The following is a 21,547-nucleotide window of genomic DNA, read 5'->3' as shown; positions in this document are numbered from 1 at the left end:
ATCGGCGAGCTGCTGCCACATAACTGGGCACCTGCTGCCAAGGTGTGATGGCCGGACGCTTACCTCTAGGGTTAATTTCTGGTTGTTTAATTAAGCAATTTATTTGGGCGAGTGTATACGGGATCAAAAAAAGGTGGATGAGTAGTCAATTAAGTGGTTTAGTTGACGATAAAAGCACTAACTAGTTGAAATTTAGGATAAAATCAGAAAAGTAGTTAAGTACTTAACTTGGGCGTCCAGCGAATTCCAACAACTTATCTAAAGTTTCTATGTCTGCCACCAACAAACCACCAGCACCAATCATCGATAACCTCAGTAATCTTGAGAATCCATTTCGCCGCACGAACTTTCCATCGAGCCAATATCTCAACAAGCAGATCCCTGATGCTGATACTGATCTGGAATTCGCACTCAAGTTTCTCTACAGCTATAACGGTAGCCAAGCAACGTTTAACAGCTATCGCCGTGAGATTGAACGACTGCTGCAATGGGCGTGGCGTGTTGAAGAAGTATCAATCATGACACTAAAACGTGAACACATTGAGGATTTCGTACAGTTCTGTATTGAACCACCAATTGCCTGGATCGGTACCAAGAACGTGGCTAGATTCAAAAGCCAAAACGGCGAGCGTGTTGTGAATTCTGATTGGCGACCATTCGTAGTCAGTGTCTCCAAGGTTGAGTTTAGAGCAGGCAAAACTCCCTCACCCAAAGAGTTCAGGCCATCCCAGGCTGCCATCAAGTGCATATTTACAGCGCTATCATCTTTCTTTGACTTCCTGTATCAGGAAGGCTTGGTACAAGCGAACCCTGTTGCGCTGATCCGCCAAAAAAGCAAGTTTGTGCGGCGCGAGCAACAAAGCCAGGTTGTACGCCGTATTAGCAATCTACAGTGGGACTATGTGCTTGAAACTGCCGAGATCATGGCTGAGATGTCGCCAGCAGACCATGAGCGTACGCTGTTTATCATGAATGCCCTTTTCGCCATGTATCTTCGTATCTCTGAATTAGTTGCGGATGAAAGATCGGCACCAGTTATGGGTGATTTCAAGAAAGATCGCGACGGAAACTGGTGGTTTCATGTCACAGGTAAGGGGAATAAAGGTCGTGCCATTACCGTCTGCGACCAAATGTTAAATGCCCTAAAACGCTACAGAAACCATTTGCAGCTCCCTACTCTGCCTAGTATCAATGAGCAGACGCCACTGGTCCAAAAGTCTCGCGGTAAAGGGGCTGTTACCAGTAGTCGACAAGTGCGACTGATCGTACAAAGCTGTTTCGATGCCGCCTATCAGCGTATGGTTGAAGAAGGTTTGGGCGAAGATGCCGAAGAGCTGAAAGCAGCCACAGTACACTGGTTGCGGCATACCGGTATTTCAGAAGATGTAAAAAACCGGCCCCGTGAACATGTGCGCGATGATGCCGGCCACGCCAGTATGGCAACTACTGATCGGTATATTGATTCGGATATGCGTGAGCGGCATGAAAGTGGGCGCAGTAAGCGGGTTAAGGAGGTGGGGTAGTATTCTGCCCTGCCCTCAATAAACTAAGCCAACTAATTATCATAATTTCCCGCTTCTCTGAAGGCACTTGTAGCGAAGGATCACCCCACCCGACTCCAGGGCATCCACTCGCATAAGTTCGAAACTCTTCTGGATGGAGTCAGTTTTGAAGAGAGGCGAGCCTGCTCCAAGGACTATGGGCGCGAGGCATATCCGGCATTCGTCGACAAGACCTTCTGTGAGCAGGGTAGCGACAAGATCGGCACTGCCAAATACGAAGATATCCTTCTTCTCCGTCTCCGCTTTAAGTGTGCGAACATGTTCGGCAGCCTCTCCTGTTAGGAGGCGCGTATTTGACCAATTAGCTGTGTCGAGCGTGCGCGTGATAACAGCCTTCTCAAGCGTATTCATCATATCCGCAATCGGCCCAGTTTCGTTCTGCCAATAATCGGCCATCCCTTCATAAGTACGACGTCCAAACAGCAGCGTGCCGATCTCATCGCCCTGTTGAAGAGAGAAGTTCTCTAGCTCCTCGCCCCATACTGTTTCATGATGATCCAGCATCCAGGGCGCGGTGCCTTCGAAGCATCCATCCAACGTCATTACATTCCAAACAACTAAACGCCTCATATTCTGTTTCTCTTAAACGGGCGCAATCATAACCTGGAGCAACAATCGCAGAACGCAGCCTTGAGATCGCTTGCAATCAACTGCAACAGAAAGCGCATAACAAATATTCGGCATGCCTGCGCGCAGACCGCCAATAAATACCACTTTTACAATCTACATCCGTTCCTTTTTGAGTGAGTAAGCAGTTGAATGCTCCCACCCCTTACAGCTAGATGATGTGTGGCGGGCACCTCTATCAGTCATATTCATTGTGCCTCCGCCACCAATGATACGGCTGTGTCTGCCGAGTGCCTTCGGGGGCTTCTTCCCAGTTTTCCTGGCGGCCGAGCGGCGTGAGATCTAGAAAAGTCCACACAGTACCAAGAGTCTCAAGACCTCGGCCGGTGGTGAAATAGGTTCGATAGACATCCTCGCCATCGCGATAGAAGACGTTGAGGCCAAATCCGGTAGTCACGTCAAAATCAGCGTTGAAGCTGTCCTTCGTCTCGTACCAGGGGATTGCCCAACCCATGCGTTTCTGGAACGCCTCTATCTCAATGATCGGCGCTTTTGAAACGAAGACGAGAGAGGTATCTCGCGCATGCAGATGGGAGAGATGGGGGATCTGATCGGCTACCATACAGCAGCCTTCGCAAGGGCTAGGATCAGCGGGCTTCAACATATGATGGTAAACGATTAGTTGCGCGCGGTCATTGAACAGGTCAGCTAGAGTCGCGGTCCCTCCGGGGCCCGCAAAGGTATAATTCTTGTTGATCTTCACCCAACCCGAATGCCGGCGTTTTTCTGCCAACCGATCATGCGCACGGGTCAGTTCCTTCTCGGCCTTGCGGAGTTCAGCGAGATCACCCTTCCAGACCTCCGGCGACACTATGTGCCGTACTACTCCGGAGATCTCCTTAGTATTCCTGCTTTGAATTTCAGTCATAATCAGCTCTAGGTCTTGGTGGGTTGAGTAGAATGTTTCTCCGCGAGCTCAAACTTGCTCGGCCGCCGCCTCAATCGTCGCTATATCAATCTTGCTCATGCCCATCATCGCCTCAAAGGCACGCTTCGCCTTGCTGCGATCAGGGTTCGTTGTAAGATCTAGCAGCGGTCTTGGCGTGATTTGCCAGGAGTGACCCCAGCGGTCCTTGCACCATCCACAGGCGCTTTCCTGCCCACCGTTGTCGACGATTGCATTCCAGTAGCGGTCAGTTTCTTCCTGGTTCTCAGTAATGACCATAAAACTGACCGCTTCATTCGGAGTGAATTTGGGACCGCCGTTCAGACCGACAAACTTGCGCCCAAGCACGGTGAATTCGACCGTCAGTTCATTGCCTTCCTCGCCGCCGGGATAGTCGGTCGCCGCCTGATTAACTCGGTCGACATAACTGTCGGGAAAGGTCGCGGCATAGAATTCCGCCGCCTTCTTTGCTTCGCCGTGGTTGAACCACAGGCAGTTGACGACTTCGGTCATATCTATTCTCCTCATGCTTTGGACGGTTTGATTGTTTGCTCTATTGCAAGTCTCACATCGATCACTCATGGCAGGTATTTTGAGTAAGCCTGCGCTTTGTATTTTGAACCCAGCGAAGAGCTTACAAGCGTAGGCAACTCATCAGACACTGGGTTTCATTAGCATTTAGGGTCATATAGCGTCCTCCGGCGGATGCTCTGCGAACCACTCAACGATTTTGGGCATGTTCATCTCAAACGGCCCGCCCATGTAAACGTTGAAAACGCCGGCGCGCTGATCACTGCGGTTTTCAAAGTCGTGCTGGACGCCGGGGGGTATGGAAATGACTGTGCCTTTTTTCGCATCGCGCCACCGATCACCCACTAGGAACGTCATCGTGCCTTCCAGAACATAAAATAGCTCGGCTTCAGTTTCATGCGAGTGTGCGCCGAAGCCCTTGGTTTTCGGTTCAATCCACCATTCCGAAACTGAGTATTGATTTGCTGTTTCTTTACCGTCAGCCTTAAAGATCGCTGCGATGCGCCCCATGTCGTAAATGCGCCCGCATTCAGGTTCGATAAAGACCTCTGTTCCTTTGGTGTTAGTCATGAATGACGGCCTCCGTGTCCTTCCGCGGACGATGTTCTGTTGCCTCGTCGAGCGCAATAAAGATCGCCTGGGCCAGCTCGGCTACATCAGCAGAATGCCAAAGGCCACTCAGGACAATTGAGCGTACGCTTCGCCAAGTTGCCAAGCCTTGTTGATCTGTGGTGGTTTGTTCACCCATGCCCTCCTTTTTATCGTTCCATAGCGCCTTTGCCGGCAATTATTTTGTTGCGGAACTTCGCTATTCTCGAAATGCGTGTAGCCGGTTTCTTGGCTGAATTTAGGTTGAAGGTATAGCTTCGCTGGCGCCCCGGTGTTAATGCATGAAACGCTTCAGCAAGCTCAGGATCAGCATCCATGGCTTCAACCAGTTCATCAGGGAGCTCTATATCGCGTTCTACTTTTGGGGGCTTAATGCCCGCCTCGGCATAACCCATCGCTTCTTTGATATAGGCCCGTATGACTGGTTCGAGCTTTCCCACCTGGTCGTTGGCCTTCAAGAGGATCATGTGTGGGTGCTGCGTATTCGCGCCGCGCTTCTGAAGTACGCCTTCGGGATCTTTCATCAGTGCCGCATCCATGAAGCCAATGAGGAATCCCTCTCGAAACGCCCCTAGGATGACAATGTTTCGACCGGCGAACGTGTAGCAAGGCTGCCCCCACTTTACGGTTTCTTCCAGATCCATACTCAGGCATATCCGGCGCAATTCGATAAGGCCGGATTTCCATTTCTGGGTCGAGCAATCGGGCGTCGCGAAGCGCTCGCAACGCCCGCAACCTTTCGAAAAATAATCCGCGATATCTGAAATCATGGCCATATACAATTGCCTCAATGGAGTTCCAACCGCAATGTGACCAGCAACAACTATTGGATAAATCCTATGTGACAGTCACTCCTCTGGTAGTTTGATGTCTCACTATCAAACTACCGTTTTTTTTGGGGGGAATTACTACTGGGTCAGAAGGAAAGGATACACTGTACTCGAGACGCGCTGTGACTACATCCCTGTAAGCTCGTAATCGGCATCCATGCCTCATACGGTCCCAAGCGCAGTGTATTCTTTCCTTCCCACTTTTTAGTAGATTTTCATGCCCCCTGCCCTGCGGCTTCTGCCTTGGAGCCCTCATAATTCAGCATCCATGGCGTTCCATATTTATCCGTGAGTAACGCGAAACGTTCAGCCCAAAATGTTTCGACAGGGGCCATGTCTATGGCTTTTGCCTCCTTCGAGAATATGTCGTAGATGCGATCAAACTCCTTACGCGATTTAGGCGGAATAAAAACGCGGAAACCTTGCGGCTTCTCGTACATCGCATCGGAGTTGTCGGAGGCCATTAAGGTAGCGTTGCCTAATGTCATAGCCATGTTCATAACCATATCGTCGCCGCCGGGCATTCGACTTTCGGGGTTGGGTGCATCTGCATTTAGGAGGGTGCCCCAGATCTCACCGCCGAGCGTCTCGGCATAATGAGTCATCGCCTCAAGGCAGTTTCCCTTGAATGTCAGGTAAATGATGGGTTCCATAACTATCAATCTCCTTTCACTATTGTCGCAGTGTCAGATTTCCGCGCTTTGATTCCATCTAAACTTGAAGCCTCATATAGCGGACGGAGTTCAATTTCATAGGCGCCCTCCATTGGGTTCGGGCACCGAGTAGCCCATGCCATCGCTTCCTCAATATCGCGCACTTCCCAGAGCCAAAAACCTGACACGAGTTGTTCGCATCCCGGGAAGGGGCCATCAACTACCGATATTGCGTTACCATCAGATATAAGGCGCTTACCTTCAGCTGAAGGTTTGAGGCCAGCTGCCATGCGTCGGATACCTGCATCGAGAAGTGCCTTATTATAGTGATCCATAGCGTCCCGAACTGTCTGCGGCGGCAACTTACCTGCCTCGGCCGCTGCCGTCGCTTTGATCAGCACCATGACTAGCATTCAAATTCTCCTTTCGGTTACGCCACTTTCCACTTGGACTACCGGCGCTAATCTTGTTGAAGTGAGAAATCACCAGTCGTGACATTTCCGTCTCGAACGTAGATCACGCAAATTGCGCCGCTCTCTGTCGTCGTGGATTGCTGAATTTGGAATCCAACAGGGATTGCACCGGCACCGAAGAGGCGCTTTCCTTTACCCAGGACTAAAGGAAAAATCAGCAGTTTAAATTGATCAACAAGATCTGCTTTGAGTAGCGTTTGGATAAAGTTGGCACTGCCCGGCACCAGCAAGTCAGGACCATCGCTTGCCTTAATTTCACGAAGTCGCGCAACCGGATCATCGCCTAGCCACTCGCTGCCTTGCCAGGTAAATTCGGGTTTCGTGCGCGAAGCCACATACCGCGTTGTGCGGTCGATTTTTTTAGCCATCTGGATTTCGCCATCATCAACACTCTCGGGCGGAGGATCAGCAGCCACTCTTGGCCAATGGGTAGCAAAAATATCGTAAGTCCGATAGCCAAGCAGGAGCTCGAATGGGGCTGCGAACACTTCCCCCATAAATTCACCAACGCCTTCATCGAAATAGGGCGCCACCCACCCACCATGCTCGAAGCCGCCCGAAGTGTCTTCCTCTGGACCCCCAGGCGCCTGCATCACGCCATCCAGACTAACAAACGTGTTCACAATTATTTTTCGCACTCGGTTTTTCCTTGTTAGTTACATTGATCAAAAGGACATCGTCGGGTGTGCTTACGCTGCTGCCGTCAATTGCCATTAAAGCCTTGAGAGCAACAATATCAATCTTCTTCATTCGATTTCTGCATTTGTTGCTTCCAAGTGAGCAGCCAGATTAGAAAGGGCGCTCTGCCATCCATTGTGCGTTCCGTCGATCATTCCCGAACCGACCAGGGAGGCTATCTGTATCGTTACCTCGAGTTCTGTCACGCTTTTATTTTCGCTAATCGCCACGGTGATCACAGAGGCACTCAATAAAGAGTCGTCCGTAGATACACGTTCGGTAAATAACAGCCGATGTGGCCTATTGATTTGGTAGTAGTGTGTTTCGACCCGGAACCGCAGATCATTCTTTTGGCCGCACCGATGAACATCAACGCCTCCGACGCGAAAGTCGTCTTTGAGAAACTCGATTGCTTCATCCTCAGAGGGTGGCCCCCATATCGAACGGGCTTTCGGGTCTACCCATGCAGAAAACACCTTTTCTGCCGGTACTTTGATTGTTTTGCTGATCGATATGGTGCCGTGGGATAACTGCTGGCTCATGCTAGCCTCTCTGCTCTATGGCGGTTCCATAGCTATCGATAAAAAAGTTAGCCGATTGGGTAACTATAAAAAGCAATAATAATTAGGTCAATGGATAACTGACAAGTGGCGCAAATGGATGAGGGAATTTGCCTCTGTCTATTCAAAGTGAGACTCAGTGCGCAACTACGATGATTGGCAATACCATCAGCGCGACTCAATAAGTGGATTCAAAAAGTCTGTAGCAACGATTACTTCCGTACGCGCCAAAAAGGAGTGGCCAGCGTGTAACACAAGCTGTTTAGAATGGTACTGTAGGCTACTACAACTACCACTCGAAGTGGAGGTGTAGGTATTTGACGGGCATCCCTCGATAGCTGGCGATCAGAGCCAGTCCGGTAGGGCTGCCAAGCTCAGGCGGCCTGCCCTGTTACAGCACCACCTGCCAACTCATAGCTCTGGCTCTCGCAGCGATAGAGGGGTGAGCTATGGAACTTGTAATATGGGACCCTGTATCTTTATCGCACTCAATCATCCTGCCTTTCAGTGCCAAGCGCTTCGACATAGCTCGCCATTCGTACCATCCGCCCTTCCCATAGCGCCGTCTGTGTATTGATCCAATTTTCTGCAGCTGTCAGCTGCTTAGGTCTAATCTCACAGGTTCGCACGCGACCAATTTTCTTGGAGCGGATCAAACCCGCATCTTCCAGCACACCAATGTGCTTCATGAACGACGGTAGTGCCATTTCGAACGGTTTAGCGAGTTCGGTGATCGACGCTGGTCCACTCGTTAGGTGCTGAATGACAGCGCGGCGCGTCGGATCTGCTAGAGCCTGGAAGACTGTATTCAGATTGTCATGATTGTTACCCATCTGACTAAGTATATAGGTGAAAAATCGTTAGGCAATGGCTGCCGGATCCAGCTACGCATAAAAAACGGTTACAGCCAGTGCCTCGAACCTCAGGGCTACAGTTTCCTATCAAAATACGGCGCTTGCTTTAAAGCGGTTCATCTCTTCTCTATACGGGTCATTTTTCTGGGCGCATTACAGCGCAAATTCGCATTGCCGCTTGATCCCTTGATGAAACCTGACGTATCAGTAGCAATCGGAAGCACTTTCTCGACCAATGTGATGAATACCTTTCCAGGCTCCTCAGCGAGAATTTCGTGGGCGGAATGTTCAAACCATACGACTTCTTTGTAGGGTGACTCGAGGGCGCGAGACCATTCTGCCGCCAGCGTCGAAGATACATTGTAATCGTGCCTTCCGAGAAACAAAAACATCGGTGTTTCAAGGCAATTCAAAGAACCAAAATTGACCTCCATGGCCGCACCGAGAAGGTGTGTCATCGAGAACTTCTGAGCCTCGAAAATGAGAGAAACGTCCTCAACCGAATGTATCGGAGACAGCCGGAAAGCGGCGCTTTCAAAACCGGCGTCGGCCCTTTTATAAGCCGCACCTCCATAGTGATTTAGCCATTTGCGCTGAAGGAGCAATTCTTCAAGCAATGGCCGCGTTTCTTTGACAGCATAGGGAGAAAGGGAAGCCAGTTCCTCTATAGCCTTTGAATTGTTCGCCGCTTTTGCTTGGTTAAGCGTCCAGCGCCATCCCCTGCGTTCGCTCTCATAAAAATCAATCGCCTGTCCAACGCCAATATAGGCGTGCAGCCATTCCGGATGGCGCTCCGCGAGAGCCAGACCCAGAATACTGCCCCAGCTATGTCCGAGAACAAATATCCTGTCCTTGTCAAACCGCGAACGGGCCCATTGGACAATCTCGTCAACATCCGCATCCATCCGCTGACGAGTCATCGTAGGGGCAACCACATCGGGGTCGTTGATCGTGTAAGTCTTGCCTGCGCCGCGCTGATCCCAGTGGATCACGGTGAAATATTCATCCCATCCCTGGCTTACCCACCAGCTGATAGGCGAAGAAACCCAACCGGGACCGCCATGAATGACCAGGAGCACAGGGTTATTGGAGTCACGCCCTCTCACCGAGACGAATTGTTTAATCCCGCCAATGCGGAGCGCTTCTTCAATCTCAATACCGCCAGGTGCCACTATTGAATGTAGCTCCGATATGATATCGGCTGCTTGCGCACAACATGCCGTTTCCTGCCTAGCGTTACTCGCCGCCGCAACGTAGCCGGAAGTGGCGATGGTAAACAGCGCCAAAAAACATAAGCGAATATTTTTCATATTATTTTGTTCTACTGAAATATCCGAGATACCTATTACATCCTTTCAGTCGTCGATAGGGCCGATGCCCTGTTTGGCCAGCTTTGCAATGCCGCTCTTCATGGCTTCTAGCGCTTCCTTAGGGTGGCCCTGCCACTCCTCCACCTCGCCGATCACACGCAGAGGTTTGCGAGACCGGAATGACTTCGTAGGGTTACCAGGAAACCTTTTATCAGTCACATTGGGGTCGTCTTCGATTGGACCCGTCGCCTCGACGATATAGATCCGCTCCGGACCATCGCCGAGCGCCAGTTCGGCTCCCCAAATCGCAGCATCGAGTGTCCGAGCCAGATAAACATGGCCGAGCGCCTTCTTGCCGAAGTTCGGATCGCCTCCCGGCATGAGCAGATCCCCCATTTTGAGGTCTGCTCGCGTTCCATGATAGTAAGTCCACTCCCGAACCTCCGATTTGACTCGTACCTGCCCTTTTGATCGATGTGACATATAAGGGTGGCGCGGTGCATGCTCGGTTAAAAGTTCGGCCGCATCTTCAATCTCACCTTCTGTCTCCACCATATACACCCTCGGCGGCCCATTGCCCTCGGCGAGTTCTGCAGCCCATATGGCTGCATCCAGATCGGGCGACATATAAGTGAGCGGCACCTCAGTATTGTCATCTGCTGTGCCAAATGGGTCGCTGGGTGTGATGACATCTCCCGGGCAGAGATTTGTTCGGGAACCATGGTAAAACTGCTTAATGCTCGATTGAGCGATATGGCGCTCAGCCCCGTTGTTTGGCTGGTTATTAATCATGCTTATAGAATCTCCATGTGTTGAACTGGTCGTGATTCGCCTGCCGTCTCAAGCGGCCAGGTTTTGATTACGCCGTGGGCAACCGTACAGGGCATATGAGAGACTTTAGTGATCGCCGCCTCGATATCGGAAGCATCAATAATCGCAAAACCGGCGACGTTCAATTCAGACTGCATAAAAGGACTGCGCTTGGTTTTTATACCTTTCGCTTCTGTATTGCGCACCTGGACTGGCGAGCCCGCAATCCCTACTAATGCCCTCATCAACGAGGCGCTGATCCTGCCTGAGAGCCTCCTCCCTTACAGGTTCCGAGGTACGCTCGTATCCATCGCGCTCACCGTGATATACCGTGACAAATTTTGGCATCGGAAATTCTCGTTCTGTCGTTAATCGCCATTGCAGGCGGTTTCGAGAGCAGCAACATTGATCTTGTTCATTTTCGTCGTTGCTAGGGGCTGAAACACCGATGAAGAGTTTGTGTATGGAAGATCGGACTGCCACCTTAATTATAGTTAGATTTTTAGATAACTATAATAAGTGACAAGAATTAGGTCAATGTGTAACTGTTTCTGTCCAGACTAAAAGCAAGAGAGACCAAATTGCCCGCGATTTACTATTGCGCTTCTTCTGGCCTTTAAGGCAAAAAAGAATGGCCGCCCGGCAGTAGCTATCCAATTAACGTCAACAGGCCCTAGGCAGCCACGATAACCTCCTATCACAAGTACTCATTTTTGATTGTAAATGCCAGTGATGCCGATGAGGCGTTACTGGAACGCAGCATTGAAATGTCTTACTGTTATCCCGCCCTAGGAAAACTCTTGCTAAAAAGAAGAAGGTACAATAGTGATCAATTTCTCTTATCAAACAAGTATTCGAACCAAACCTATCACCTATACCGTCAGGGCAACACCGGGGGAGGTCTTTGATGCCTGGGTTATACCGAGCATGGTTGAAGGTTGGTGGGGCCCTGACGGTTTCACAACACGTGTACTTGATCTTACTGCGGAGGTTGGTGGGCGCTTCGCTTTTGAGATGACCGCTCCAAATGGCAGCTCGTGTATTATGTCTGGCGTATATCGCAACGTCGACAGACCAAAACGTCTGGTTTTTGAAGTCCATGAGCATTGTAATCTGGATCTGCCGCAGGGCACCGAGGCGCAAGAGAATTCGTCTCTAGTCGAAGTTGTGTTCAGAAGCAGTGAGCTTGGCACCATCGTTTCTCTGACGCACACACTCCTCAACGCTGACTACGCGAAGTTGGCGGCGGTCAGTTGGGCCCAATCACTTCGAAGTTTGGAAGGCACTCATGCGTGAATCAGGACATTAACGTTCAACTCTGTGTTCATATCTAAGACAACAGTATTGATACTGAAGAGTCATCAATAAAACCTGATCATTTCGTTATTTCGATCCTAGCTAAGCGTGCCTGCAAGCTCTCTGGTGTAATCGATATTCGCCACCACCCGGTGTTACTACTAGGTCAGCAGGAAAGAATACCCTGCGCTCAGGACTCGCTGTGAATACATCCCTGTAAGCTCGTAATCGGCATCCATGCCCCATACGGTCCCGTGTGCAGGGTATTCTTTCCTTCCCCCTTTTTAGTATGCTCTGAGTTACCGCTACCCTTCACTCGGATCCTAGCAACTTCACTAGCGGGCGAAATGGCGTTAAAATGCCCCCGTGCCAAGTGGCAGGTACCATCGCCGTGGAAGGGCACCGTGAAAGTCCAGCACCCTTCCCTCCAGTGCTGACTTAGCCCTGCGTGTAAAGGACACCTTTTGATACAAATTGGGACAAGCACCCAGCCTTGCAAAAACGGCCATGTCTTTTGGTTAGTGCCATTGGCCAAATGTTGCAGTGGGTACCAATGGGTCACCATTCACGGTAAGTCAGGCTGATTGGTTATATGATGATAGTGGCTCGGGCTACGGCCCTGCAGAGTACTCCTGACCAATTATCTTGATACCTCGCCTTGACCACCGGTGGAACAGTGCTTTTGTATTCACAATTAGCGCTTTCGCCAATATAAGTGTCCTTGCGCAGGGCTGATATCGATTGCGGAGCTGCTGACTATGACTAAAAGCCCAAAGCCCAATACCTGCACCGCAATCCGCCAAATCATCCAACAGGTGCGAGAGACACTACCATTCACCATGCCCGCCGCAGAGTTGTGCGCAGGCCCATGTAAAGGCTGCGCAAAGAAACTGTTGGAATTACTGGATGGGGAAATCATGGATTGGGAGCAGAGGCTGGATAGCGGCGAGATTCCAACCCTAGGCGACGTCAACAAATTCGGCCGCCTGTGTCAAAAGATCCATAAAGCAATTGAGAACAATGGGCTAATTTAACGTATTAAAATTCTTGCATTTTTTTTGGGGGGGTGTTTTACCCAGCGCTTTACAACGTAACATTGATAAAGCAAACCTCGCACCACCCTCTTCCGCTTCCCATAACTAAGCCTCTCAGAATATAAGTATCCAGTCAGAAGTATACGAAGCGCATTGTTTATGAGGTGCTCGAAAAAAAACACCTCGGTCTTCATCAGCCAGGCTGGCCATCAATTCGAGGGGATAGCAGCATTGGACCGTAGCGCCACAGGAAAATCCCGTACCCCAGCAGCCACAACAAAGTGGACAGCCAATACGCTACCATTGCGGGCGCCAGCAACACTCGCGCCAGTGTGGCCGCCAGCAATAGTATAAAGGCCAGAGTAGTGGCAGGTGCTGGTTGCAACGGTGAGCGCCCAGTGTGCCCCAGAGTTACACGAGTAATCATGGAGAGAATTATTCCCCCGATACCACCCACCGCGATAGCGTGCACTGCGGCACTTTCAAGCAGGAAGGTATTGATAGGCAGCAACAACCCAATCCAAGCAGCGCCTAATAGTAGTAGCCCAGCCACCATCAGCCAGTAGTTCAGATGCAGCGACCACAGCATTGGTTCACGCAAGGCCTCCCTCACTCGCCAGCGTGCACAGCGTGCAATCTGCACTAATCCCAGCAGAACTGCCAATGCCCCCAACCAAAAACGGGGCACTGGCATCAGTAACGAGGCCGCGAAAATCACCAATAGCGCCACACACAGCCCATGCCCAGCATATTCAAGCCACAATATTTTCGGTCGCGCTTGTAGGTTAAAACGGCGTGAAGTAAAAAAAGGGATTACCCGACCACCAATCACAAGAATCATAGACGCCACCAGCAACAATGTTAGAATAGCCAGTGGGCGTGATTGTGTTATTCCATGCCAAGCCGCCAATCCTGCAAAACCGAGAAGTGCCGGCACCACAAATAGATTACGCCACTGTCGCACTGCCAACACCCGTCTGCCCACCATAAAAGCGGCAGCAATAAAAAAAGCCACCTCCGCAATTACCGGCATCCAAAGCGGTACCGCCCAGATCAAGTAACCTAGCCGGGCCAACAGCCAAGCACTGCACAGTAGAATCAGTATGCGCCCGCAGGGTGCCCGCAAACCAGTCCAGGTCTGGCATGCAGTAGCTAGAAATCCCACTACGATGGCACCAGCAAAGCCGAACAACATTTCATGCGCATGCCAAGCGGCACTGACGCGCAGATCTGCAGAACCTTTACCCAATAGGGTAAGCAGCCACAACAAAAGTGCGACACAACTCCAAACCACACCGCCAAGAAACAATGGACGAAATGGCATTCTCCACAGGGGGTGCAGAGCATTTTCCTTTTTACGATCGGTTATTTGTAACATCCCTCGAATCCCTAAATGATAAAAAGGGTGGCTCTGCGTAATATATGATGCAGGTTAAACCCATATACTACTGGGTAAGAAGGAAAGAATACATTGCACTCGAGACGTGCCGTGAATACATCCATGCAAGCTCGTAATCGGCATCCATGCCTCATACGGTCCCGAGCGCAGTGTATTCTTTCCTTCCCCCTTTTTAGTAATTGTAGTATTTGCTAGTTTTTCAAAAGTAAAACTGTAATCTGATCGGTGTCAGAAATCATTTGGATTGAAGGAATCATTTATGAGACTGGCAATAGCCATTATATCATTACCAAAGGCAATCCTACCCCCTTTCCCGCTCAGCCATTCGCTGTAAACCCCCAATTTTATTTTTCTTTAGTATGGAATTTAAACCGTCTTACCTTCATAAAAGAACTTTTATTTAATATTTAAAAATTAGCGCGAGCATCCTCTCAGGGTAACCTCAGATGATACGAGTTTTGTGAACGCCTCCTTTAATCGGAGCAATTTAGTTTGACTTAATCTACGGCAACCCCTTACATTGCTGTGCGCTGACACAAGTTTAGAGAGTCGCGCATGAATTCTTTATTCATACCCAATAATAATTCAATATAGAGTGTCGCATCACCTTTCTGAAGCTATTAGGTTTATATGTTTTTTAGTGATTTTCAATCTTGCAGGTGCTCAACGTGCTGCACGTGCTTTATTAAAAAATAATGTGGAATTCAATTATGAACTTTAAAAAAATAGGTGTATTAATCACACTTATGTTTGTTCTAATTCTGCCTGCATACGCCCATGCTGGCATATGGGACAAGTTTACAGACTGGATTGTTGATACCTGGGACGCCGTTGAAGAGAGAGCCGAAGACATTGTCGAAGATATTGTGACAACAGTAGAGGATGCAATCACCGCGTCTATAGGTTTTTTGGTAGATACTGGTGAGTGGCTATATGACGGCCTAACCACCACGGTCGAAGGCACACTTAATTTCTTCTATGGTGTTGCTGACGGTGCGGTCACCGCGTTAAATTATTTTGGCCTCGATATCGATATATCCGACTGGTTCAGCTCTGGCGCGCACAATTCTGAAGACGGCGCGCAGCAATGGACGCTGGAAGATTATGATACTGCATCACACTCCACGTATTTGGATGCCTTTCGCGACCGTCAAATAGCATACATTGAACGTGTTCTTGACTCTGCCAAAGTGGAACCGAATAACGATCACTATGTGCTCAGGGCCTATTTTGATTTGCCACTGGATAAGGAAGCGCTGGCTCAGGGGTTGACCGACCTTTTTACGCCTGGCAAGCACGCTTACAAAAACCCCGATATGCGACTGATAGAATATATTCGCATACTGGCAGATAGTGATGAATACGATGATATTATTCTCAATGAAATCATCAAACTGCCTTACTGGCAGGATGAAGATACAGAGGGAAAACGTGTCTACACCTCTGAGAACCATGTACTCATGTGGTTGTCATCCAGCTGGCTACTATGGGAGATGGAAGGCTGGAATATTGGTGGCGGTCCTGAAAAACTAAGGGAGCGCCTGGTACGTTATTTAGAGGTTAAAAAGCAATATGGCATTTATGAATCTACGTCAAATATCTACAGTCCTTTCTCTCTGACGGCGTTATTGAATTTATACGACTATTCCGAGGACCAGGAGATAAAAACGCTGGCCGGACAAGTTGCCCTCATCCTTCTTAATGATATTGCCATGGTCACGAATGACCTCGGCGTTGCTATAGCCGTTGACTCACGAACCTACGAGGGCGTTCATCAAGATCTTAACTTCTTAAATAATAAGTTCGCGCGGTATACAGCATTGATTACTGGTAAGGGCCCACAAGATTTCATGGGTAGCACCCATATGGATATCTTTGCCATGACAACACTGGATGTGAGTAGTGTTGCCTATAATCGACTAGAAAAACTCAATGGTGAAATCAACATTAGCTACTCCTCCGGCCACCCCATCTCCGAAGTTGACTCGGTGTGGGCTGGGTTAGACCTCCAGGATAAGCTGATTTTCTCTCAATCCGCCGGCGCCTATGCCCATCCAGAACTCATAGATGAGATGCTGGAATATTACCTAAACCCACTTGCCGGATTGAACTTCTTTTTAGAAGATTTAATTGTGGAATCTAACTTGGCCGACGACATAGTCGATATGTCTGGTGTCCTCCTCACAGAAACCAGTGCGCCGTTCACCACCAGCTCGATTATTTCAGAAAAAACCATGGATCTATATCGCCATGGCAATGTGCAATTATCGTCATACCAGGATTATCATGCCGGTAATGCTGGCTGGCAACAGCAGCCCTGGATTGCCACAACCGGCACTATCCCGGTTTATACCCGGTCAGGTGCGGAATACGGTGGTTGGAAGGCCGGTGGGCAGGAGCAAATGAACACGCACTTACCCTATATTAAGCAAAATGAAAATGTAGCCCTGGTTTTATATAAACCAGCCATGGAACTACGCTTTATGGATGGTGTTAACAGAGCTACAAATTTTTTGCCTGTAGATGACTTTTTAACAGCACCGGTGAACTTACATTGGCCGGCAGAGCAATTCGATGAGACAACCAGCTTTCAGAACTGGTTATTTGCGCGTGAGGGTGATGGTTATGTAGCTGTTTATCGTCATTGTCTGGATACAAAAACCTTTGTACGTGATGAAGAAATTATAGAGCTTCATAGCTGCAATGCGGATGAGCAGGTCTGGGCAGCGGTTGTGGGTAATAATCAGACACATGATAGCTTTAGCAACTTTATATTCACTGTTTCACAATCCAAGATCAAAAGTAAATGGTACTGGAGCTGGGCCGAGACCAGGCATGTCTGGGAGACAACCATAGAAGTCGATGGCAAAACCCTGAGCTATAGCTGGGAAGCGAATGTAGATGATTTAACCGATAGAGAAATGTGGGAATTGGCCGGGGCCAATAACACATCTACAATCGAAACAGCTTCTGTGAGTGGATTCCAAGTAAGCAATGTAACAGACACAGCAACTAATACAGGCCATGGTAACTGTGAGAGTTCCAACGATGTATTACTGTATCAAAATGTCAGCTTTAATGATTTTGACCCAACAATATTACGCATGGCAGAGGCCGATAGCGGTGAATGTTATCTGATCAACGTAGAGGATCAGTCACAAGACTCAGAATTGATCCATGAAGGTGAACAGGTCGATGTGGTCCATTTCAGTAACCGGCGCTTTGTAGGTGGTGAGGCCGATAAAGCCTACGGGATAAGTCACGAATGGACCACCATAGAGTTGGACTTCAGTTATGAGAATCCCGTGGTGTTTACTTCTGTAATTGGCATTGCCGGCACTGGTCCTGTAACAACTGAGATTCGCAATATTACCTCAACCAGTTTCGACGTGCGTGTGGCAGAGTTTGCCTTGAACGATGACATTCACCCATCAGAAGTGTTGCATTATGTAGTCATGGAGGCTGGTAATTACACCATAGCTAATGGGCTAAAGCTCTATGTTGGCGCTGTTGCACTGGAAGATAACTTGAATGGAGCCCCAGACTTTGAAACTGTAGGGGTCGATTTGCAAGATTATTTGCTCATCAGCCAAGTTCAAGGCAGTGACACGAATGAAACTCTAGACACGCGCATCAGAAACAAGAAAACGGGTACGTTTGAAATGAGCCTGATGGTGCAGGAAGCAAATAGCAATAGAGAGGAAAATATACAAGCTATTGTAGGTTATATGGCTGTCGGTAAACCTGCAGTTAAATCTTTGAAAGTTGCACTTAAAGGAGCCCACGGAAAATATCTCAGTGCAACAGGCAATGGAGGAAATGGAGAAACAGTCAACGCCAATGCTTCGGCAATTGGTAGCCATGAGACTATTGTTCTTACTGGTAATAGCATGCAGCAGGGTTGCCTAATGAACGGAGATGAGGTGTGGCTGCAAAGCACTAGTGGTTATTATTATAGTGCCCAACCAAGTGGTGCTTTAGATGTTGATAGAACTGCTCGATACAGCTGGGAAACATTTAAGTTGATCAACCACTCTGACGATACGGGCTGCCTACAACACGGTGATACAATTTCCTTATACAACACTGAGCATAGTAACTACATCGTGGCAGAATCGGATGGTAGAGCTAATGCAAATCGCAAAGCATTGGGTTCCTGGGAGAAATTTACTGTATATAACCTAAGCGAAAATTAATAATCTTAAGCTGAGCGCCCAAACTCGATCTTGCTGGGTTTGGGCGACCTAATCCACTTAATATGGATTAGGTCAGACGAAAACTGACAGTTTCTCAGACAGCAAACCTTTACAATTGAATCGAATAAAGTAGCAAGGAAACACTTTACTGAAAAATTTGCATCGCCATTTCTATTTTATTATGTACCGGGCTTATATTTCGGATTATAGATTGAATATACTCTTGCATATGAAAACTTGTTATTTAGACTGACATCATAGAAGGTACACATCATCAACCGAAACCTTGTACCGGCATGATAGCTCACACCATTCCATTCAAGATCCTCCTTACATAAAAAATCAATCGGCGCTTCAGAGGCAACGGTTGTTTCATTTTCTACGAAATGGGTATGATTCAGAATAGTCTCTTGCATCTTGCCACTAACACCTCGCCAGAATGCCACTATCTGCTCACGTCCAATATTCTTACGTGCCTGTGGAATATATTCAAAAGTTGCATTCGGCTCATAATAGGTATCATAAAAATCCTCCAACGTTAGCCCACCTACAAAAGTTGAATTGAAATCCTTGATGTATTGTAGATATCGCGCTTCGGTAAACACGCAGGCACCTCTCTCACCGTCTCCTTATACTAGTAAGAATAGTTGAGCGTAGATTAAATGGCTCAATTTTTCGACTTTCAATCGTTACTTACTCATATCAATTCACTTTTGTATGACATAAATGAATAGGCTGAATATTAACCTAGGGATAAAATACCCTAAGATGACCTTTAGATAGCCTTTTTCACTATAGAGAAATTCTGGTAACCAACCTTCTGTACCCACTCTGCTTTTAAACCACTGAAAAAGCTCTCTATTGGAGCCTTATCCCTGCAGTTATCATGGCGGCTCAGGCTCTGCGTCATGCGGTAGTGCCGTAGCAGTTGCTGCCCCCCGGCTGGCGTATTGGCAGCCTTGACCTGAGTGAAACATTACTCCTTCTGGTTCTACTCGTGATTAGTAGGCCATGTTTTCACACAGCCTAAATTTCCGCTCCAACTCCTACATACGACGTTGTTTCGGTCTTAAAGCGCACCCTGCAGACCTATTACCGGCCATCTCTGCAAGGAGCTTTCTCTCTCAAGGCCCCCATAGTAGACTTGCTGACACCCATGGCCTCACATGCGGCCTTTAATGTACCACTCTGATCAACAACGAACTGCGCTGCTTACTGCTTGAATTCTGCGTTAAATTTTCTTTTTGAACTGGTTATTTATTGAACTAATCTTCGTTGCGGAAGATCGTTTCATTCAAAGTCAAGTAGCCAAATTCACTATGCCACTATAATAATCGCTCTGAGGTAGACCTGTTTGGTGGAACTCACCACGACCTTATGGATTAATAGAAAAACCTGTCAGAATACGTGCCCTGGTGAAGCAAAATCCCAACTCATCTTCAGATATTGAATTCCAGCCGACTGTGGCATGTAAATTCCCAATCCGGAGTAAAGCCCCTAAATAGCTACCCATAACTCTTTGTCCAGTTAAATTGGTCTATATAAGGAATGAAGAATCCTTTGATGCTCTCTTTTTAGCTGTGGCGAAAGCTCTAAGGTTGTGATAAACCACCTAAACCTTGGTCATTGATACTTAAATGTTACCCCTACGAAATAAGCGCATTTTATCTTTCGAAACCTGGGGAGCGGGCTCCTTTCATGGCACATTATTAGCGATGCTAGGCGCCGAAGTAATTAATATTGAGGACCCAAGTCAAAACGGGAACCCTTTGAGGAGAATGGGCTCGTTATATCTTGATGAGAACAAGAAAGATAACGAAAGCGGTGAATCTACGTTACATAATAAGAAGAGCCTGGCGCTGGATATCAGAACACCGAAAGGAAAGAAGCTCTTTAAGAACCTTGTTGAGAAATCAGATGCTGTTATTGATAACTTTCGCGGCTCCTTACCAGAAGAGCTGGGGATACTTTATGAGGATTTGAAAGCTATTAACCCCAGAATCGTTTGCACGCACCTTTCAGGTTACGGCCGGGATAACAAAAGGAAAAGCTGGCCCGGCTATGACTTCCTGATGCAAGCTGAAACTGGTTGGATGTCTGTAACCGGTGAGCCGGGGTCAATCCCCACCAAAGTTGGTGTATCTGTAGTCGATCTTTTGGGCAGTGTGTATTCAGCCCTTTGTACTGTCTCCGGGCTCTTGCGCACCGAAATTACAGGAAAAGGTGGCGATTTTGATACGAACTTGTTTGATATCGCACTGAACTGTCTTTGCTACCAGGGCTTGTGGTTCCTTAACGAGGGGATAGTTCCAGGCAAGCAGCCCCGCTCCGCTCACGCTTCGCAAGCACCCTCCCAACTGGTAAAAACGGCCGATGGATGGTTCTATGTAGCTTGTTTGACCCAGAAATTCTGGGAGATCCTATGTCAAGAGCTGGGTGATGATGAGCTTAAGAATGATGCACGTTTTTTAACCAATGAGTCTAGGATGCAGAATCGGGAAGAGCTAACAGCATCGCTCGACTTTCATTTCCAGAAGAAAAAGAATGCTGATTGGGCTGCACAGATGGAAGGTAAAGTTCCCTGCGCCCCCGTCTATGACATTTCACAAGCCTTGGACAACCCCTACGTCCGTAACAACGGTAAAATTCTCTCTGTTCCCTATTCCCGTAGTGAAAGCCGCAAAAATATTGAGTTCCTCTGCGCGCCCTTTTCTATACCGGATACTCCTGCAATGGAGTTTCAGGAGGCACCTCTTTATGGTGAGAATACCCGAGATATTTTAATTGGAGCTGGAGTAACAGAGGAAGAAATTAATAATCTTCAAAAAGCTGGAGTGATTTATTGTCAATAGACTAATTATTCCAACAATATTGAATTTATGGGTACCTCTAAAAATTCACTAATTTCCGGTAAAATAGCCTAAACGCTCACTAGTAAAGGTTATTGTCAAATGCAGCCGAGTTTTTTCGGTCTTGATGACCGCCATCGCAAGCTAAATGAACGTGATCCACTGGTTGCTCTTCGTAAGTTGATTGACTGGGAGGACTTCCGGAGTACTTTGAATAAAATCCCCACACTTCCAAGAAAGAGTAATGCTGGAAGAAGACCCTTTGATAAGGTACTGATGTTCAAGGCACTTGTATTACAGCATTTATATAACCTATCGGATGATGAGCTGGAATATCAGATACGCGATCGATTTTCATTTTGTCGATTTCTCAGCCTAAACCCGGAGGAC

Annotated in this window: 22 protein-coding genes and 2 pseudogenes; 6 read left to right on the top strand and 18 right to left on the bottom strand. The window is 48.2% G+C overall.

Annotated features, from left to right (window positions below; genetic code table 11):
• Positions 1-269: 269 nt before the first annotated feature.
• A complete protein-coding gene (locus ACCI49_RS19745) occupies positions 270-1,523 on the top strand; it encodes a tyrosine-type recombinase/integrase (protein ID WP_371840907.1) in 1,254 nt (417 codons plus the stop codon).
• A 39-nt stretch (positions 1,524-1,562) separates the two neighbouring features.
• Here the strand turns inward: ACCI49_RS19745 and ACCI49_RS19740 are convergent, their stop codons facing one another.
• From ACCI49_RS19740 to ACCI49_RS19665, 16 genes and pseudogenes are all read right to left on the bottom strand, one after another.
• Positions 1,563-2,132 carry a dihydrofolate reductase family protein gene (locus ACCI49_RS19740; protein WP_371840905.1) on the bottom strand — a complete coding sequence of 190 codons (570 nt, stop codon included), beginning with the start codon at positions 2,130-2,132 and terminating at the stop codon, positions 1,563-1,565.
• Between the two features lie 235 nt (positions 2,133-2,367).
• Positions 2,368-3,057 carry a DUF899 domain-containing protein gene (locus ACCI49_RS19735; RefSeq protein ID WP_371840903.1) on the bottom strand — a complete coding sequence of 230 codons (690 nt, stop codon included), beginning with the start codon at positions 3,055-3,057 and terminating at the stop codon, positions 2,368-2,370.
• Positions 3,058-3,105: 48 nt separating this feature from the next.
• Positions 3,106-3,588 (bottom strand): VOC family protein, encoded by a 483-nt coding sequence (locus tag ACCI49_RS19730; protein ID WP_371840902.1) that lies wholly within the window; start codon positions 3,586-3,588, stop codon positions 3,106-3,108.
• A 171-nt stretch (positions 3,589-3,759) separates the two neighbouring features.
• The gene (locus tag ACCI49_RS19725) at positions 3,760-4,176 is read right to left on the bottom strand and encodes a cupin domain-containing protein (protein WP_371840901.1); all 417 of its coding nucleotides are present in this window, start codon (positions 4,174-4,176) and stop codon (positions 3,760-3,762) included.
• Positions 4,169-4,354 carry a hypothetical protein gene (locus ACCI49_RS19720; protein WP_371840900.1) on the bottom strand — a complete coding sequence of 62 codons (186 nt, stop codon included), beginning with the start codon at positions 4,352-4,354 and terminating at the stop codon, positions 4,169-4,171. Before ACCI49_RS19720 ends, ACCI49_RS19725 begins: the two co-directional genes overlap by 8 nt.
• A 10-nt stretch (positions 4,355-4,364) precedes the next feature.
• The gene (locus ACCI49_RS19715) at positions 4,365-4,991 is read right to left on the bottom strand and encodes a YdeI/OmpD-associated family protein (RefSeq protein ID WP_371840899.1); all 627 of its coding nucleotides are present in this window, start codon (positions 4,989-4,991) and stop codon (positions 4,365-4,367) included.
• A gap of 269 nt (positions 4,992-5,260) precedes the next feature.
• Positions 5,261-5,698 carry a VOC family protein gene (locus ACCI49_RS19710; RefSeq protein ID WP_371840897.1) on the bottom strand — a complete coding sequence of 146 codons (438 nt, stop codon included), beginning with the start codon at positions 5,696-5,698 and terminating at the stop codon, positions 5,261-5,263.
• A gap of 5 nt (positions 5,699-5,703) precedes the next feature.
• Entirely contained in the window at positions 5,704-6,111 is a 408-nt protein-coding gene (locus tag ACCI49_RS19705) for a YciI family protein (RefSeq protein WP_371840895.1), read from the bottom strand.
• 47 nt (positions 6,112-6,158) lie between these two features.
• Positions 6,159-6,809, bottom strand: a complete 651-nt coding sequence (locus tag ACCI49_RS19700) for a dihydrofolate reductase family protein (RefSeq protein WP_371840893.1) — start codon at positions 6,807-6,809, stop codon at positions 6,159-6,161.
• Positions 6,778-6,921 carry a hypothetical protein gene (locus ACCI49_RS19695; RefSeq protein WP_371840892.1) on the bottom strand — a complete coding sequence of 48 codons (144 nt, stop codon included), beginning with the start codon at positions 6,919-6,921 and terminating at the stop codon, positions 6,778-6,780. The genes ACCI49_RS19700 and ACCI49_RS19695 overlap by 32 nt, the downstream gene beginning before the upstream one ends.
• Positions 6,918-7,391 (bottom strand): SRPBCC family protein, encoded by a 474-nt coding sequence (locus tag ACCI49_RS19690; RefSeq protein WP_371840891.1) that lies wholly within the window; start codon positions 7,389-7,391, stop codon positions 6,918-6,920. Before ACCI49_RS19690 ends, ACCI49_RS19695 begins: the two co-directional genes overlap by 4 nt.
• Positions 7,392-7,897: 506 nt before the next feature.
• Positions 7,898-8,242 carry an ArsR/SmtB family transcription factor gene (locus tag ACCI49_RS19685; protein WP_371840890.1) on the bottom strand — a complete coding sequence of 115 codons (345 nt, stop codon included), beginning with the start codon at positions 8,240-8,242 and terminating at the stop codon, positions 7,898-7,900.
• Positions 8,243-8,379: 137 nt separating this feature from the next.
• The gene (locus tag ACCI49_RS19680) at positions 8,380-9,573 is read right to left on the bottom strand and encodes an alpha/beta hydrolase (protein WP_371840888.1); all 1,194 of its coding nucleotides are present in this window, start codon (positions 9,571-9,573) and stop codon (positions 8,380-8,382) included.
• 45 nt (positions 9,574-9,618) lie between these two features.
• Positions 9,619-9,999, bottom strand: a pseudogene (arr, locus tag ACCI49_RS19675) (NAD(+)--rifampin ADP-ribosyltransferase); the annotation flags it as partial.
• A gap of 15 nt (positions 10,000-10,014) precedes the next feature.
• Positions 10,015-10,365, bottom strand: a pseudogene (locus tag ACCI49_RS19670) (NAD(+)--rifampin ADP-ribosyltransferase); the annotation flags it as partial.
• 2 nt (positions 10,366-10,367) lie between these two features.
• A complete protein-coding gene (locus ACCI49_RS19665) occupies positions 10,368-10,628 on the bottom strand; it encodes a YciI family protein (protein ID WP_371840887.1) in 261 nt (86 codons plus the stop codon).
• 580 nt (positions 10,629-11,208) lie between these two features.
• Between ACCI49_RS19665 and ACCI49_RS19660 the strand changes: the two genes are divergently transcribed.
• The gene (locus tag ACCI49_RS19660; protein ID WP_371840886.1) at positions 11,209-11,679 is read left to right on the top strand and encodes an SRPBCC family protein; all 471 of its coding nucleotides are present in this window, start codon (positions 11,209-11,211) and stop codon (positions 11,677-11,679) included.
• Positions 11,680-12,437: 758 nt separating this feature from the next.
• Positions 12,438-12,713: a hypothetical protein gene (locus ACCI49_RS19655; protein WP_371840885.1), complete on the top strand. Its 276-nt coding sequence runs from the start codon at positions 12,438-12,440 to the stop codon at positions 12,711-12,713.
• A 193-nt stretch (positions 12,714-12,906) separates the two neighbouring features.
• Here the strand turns inward: ACCI49_RS19655 and ACCI49_RS19650 are convergent, their stop codons facing one another.
• Entirely contained in the window at positions 12,907-14,091 is a 1,185-nt protein-coding gene (locus ACCI49_RS19650) for an NnrS family protein (protein WP_371840884.1), read from the bottom strand.
• A 731-nt stretch (positions 14,092-14,822) separates the two neighbouring features.
• Here ACCI49_RS19650 and ACCI49_RS19645 point away from each other — a divergent pair.
• Positions 14,823-18,308 carry a fascin domain-containing protein gene (locus ACCI49_RS19645; protein WP_371840883.1) on the top strand — a complete coding sequence of 1,162 codons (3,486 nt, stop codon included), beginning with the start codon at positions 14,823-14,825 and terminating at the stop codon, positions 18,306-18,308.
• 179 nt (positions 18,309-18,487) lie between these two features.
• Here ACCI49_RS19645 and ACCI49_RS19640 read toward each other — a convergent pair whose 3' ends face one another.
• The gene (locus ACCI49_RS19640; protein WP_371840881.1) at positions 18,488-18,913 is read right to left on the bottom strand and encodes a nuclear transport factor 2-like protein; all 426 of its coding nucleotides are present in this window, start codon (positions 18,911-18,913) and stop codon (positions 18,488-18,490) included.
• A gap of 1,032 nt (positions 18,914-19,945) precedes the next feature.
• On the opposite strand from ACCI49_RS19640, the gene ACCI49_RS19635 reads away from it, so the two are divergent.
• Positions 19,946-21,160 carry a CaiB/BaiF CoA transferase family protein gene (locus ACCI49_RS19635; RefSeq protein ID WP_371840880.1) on the top strand — a complete coding sequence of 405 codons (1,215 nt, stop codon included), beginning with the start codon at positions 19,946-19,948 and terminating at the stop codon, positions 21,158-21,160.
• Positions 21,161-21,259: 99 nt separating this feature from the next.
• Positions 21,260-21,547 (top strand): transposase (locus ACCI49_RS19630; protein WP_371838736.1); only part of this gene is annotated, 288 nt, incomplete at its 3' end.

The sequence above is a fragment of the Microbulbifer epialgicus genome (genome assembly GCF_041447265.1).
In the GTDB taxonomy this organism is placed as follows: Bacteria; Pseudomonadota; Gammaproteobacteria; order Pseudomonadales; family Cellvibrionaceae; genus Microbulbifer; species Microbulbifer epialgicus.
Note: the sequence above shows the minus strand (reverse complement) of the source record. Positions and strands in the feature narration are given on the sequence as shown.

Coding starts and splice junctions, on each gene's coding strand:
- ACCI49_RS19745 (WP_371840907.1), top strand. CDS start 270: ATGTCTGCCACCAACAAACCACCAGCACCAATCATCGATAACCTCAGT.
- ACCI49_RS19740 (WP_371840905.1), bottom strand. CDS start 2,132: ATGAGGCGTTTAGTTGTTTGGAATGTAATGACGTTGGATGGATGCTTC.
- ACCI49_RS19735 (WP_371840903.1), bottom strand. CDS start 3,057: ATGACTGAAATTCAAAGCAGGAATACTAAGGAGATCTCCGGAGTAGTA.
- ACCI49_RS19730 (WP_371840902.1), bottom strand. CDS start 3,588: ATGACCGAAGTCGTCAACTGCCTGTGGTTCAACCACGGCGAAGCAAAG.
- ACCI49_RS19725 (WP_371840901.1), bottom strand. CDS start 4,176: ATGACTAACACCAAAGGAACAGAGGTCTTTATCGAACCTGAATGCGGG.
- ACCI49_RS19720 (WP_371840900.1), bottom strand. CDS start 4,354: ATGGGTGAACAAACCACCACAGATCAACAAGGCTTGGCAACTTGGCGA.
- ACCI49_RS19715 (WP_371840899.1), bottom strand. CDS start 4,991: ATGGCCATGATTTCAGATATCGCGGATTATTTTTCGAAAGGTTGCGGG.
- ACCI49_RS19710 (WP_371840897.1), bottom strand. CDS start 5,698: ATGGAACCCATCATTTACCTGACATTCAAGGGAAACTGCCTTGAGGCG.
- ACCI49_RS19705 (WP_371840895.1), bottom strand. CDS start 6,111: ATGCTAGTCATGGTGCTGATCAAAGCGACGGCAGCGGCCGAGGCAGGT.
- ACCI49_RS19695 (WP_371840892.1), bottom strand. CDS start 6,921: ATGAAGAAGATTGATATTGTTGCTCTCAAGGCTTTAATGGCAATTGAC.
- ACCI49_RS19690 (WP_371840891.1), bottom strand. CDS start 7,391: ATGAGCCAGCAGTTATCCCACGGCACCATATCGATCAGCAAAACAATC.
- ACCI49_RS19685 (WP_371840890.1), bottom strand. CDS start 8,242: ATGGGTAACAATCATGACAATCTGAATACAGTCTTCCAGGCTCTAGCA.
- ACCI49_RS19680 (WP_371840888.1), bottom strand. CDS start 9,573: ATGAAAAATATTCGCTTATGTTTTTTGGCGCTGTTTACCATCGCCACT.
- ACCI49_RS19665 (WP_371840887.1), bottom strand. CDS start 10,628: ATGAGGGCATTAGTAGGGATTGCGGGCTCGCCAGTCCAGGTGCGCAAT.
- ACCI49_RS19655 (WP_371840885.1), top strand. CDS start 12,438: ATGACTAAAAGCCCAAAGCCCAATACCTGCACCGCAATCCGCCAAATC.
- ACCI49_RS19650 (WP_371840884.1), bottom strand. CDS start 14,091: ATGTTACAAATAACCGATCGTAAAAAGGAAAATGCTCTGCACCCCCTG.
- ACCI49_RS19645 (WP_371840883.1), top strand. CDS start 14,823: ATGAACTTTAAAAAAATAGGTGTATTAATCACACTTATGTTTGTTCTA.
- ACCI49_RS19635 (WP_371840880.1), top strand. CDS start 19,946: ATGTTACCCCTACGAAATAAGCGCATTTTATCTTTCGAAACCTGGGGA.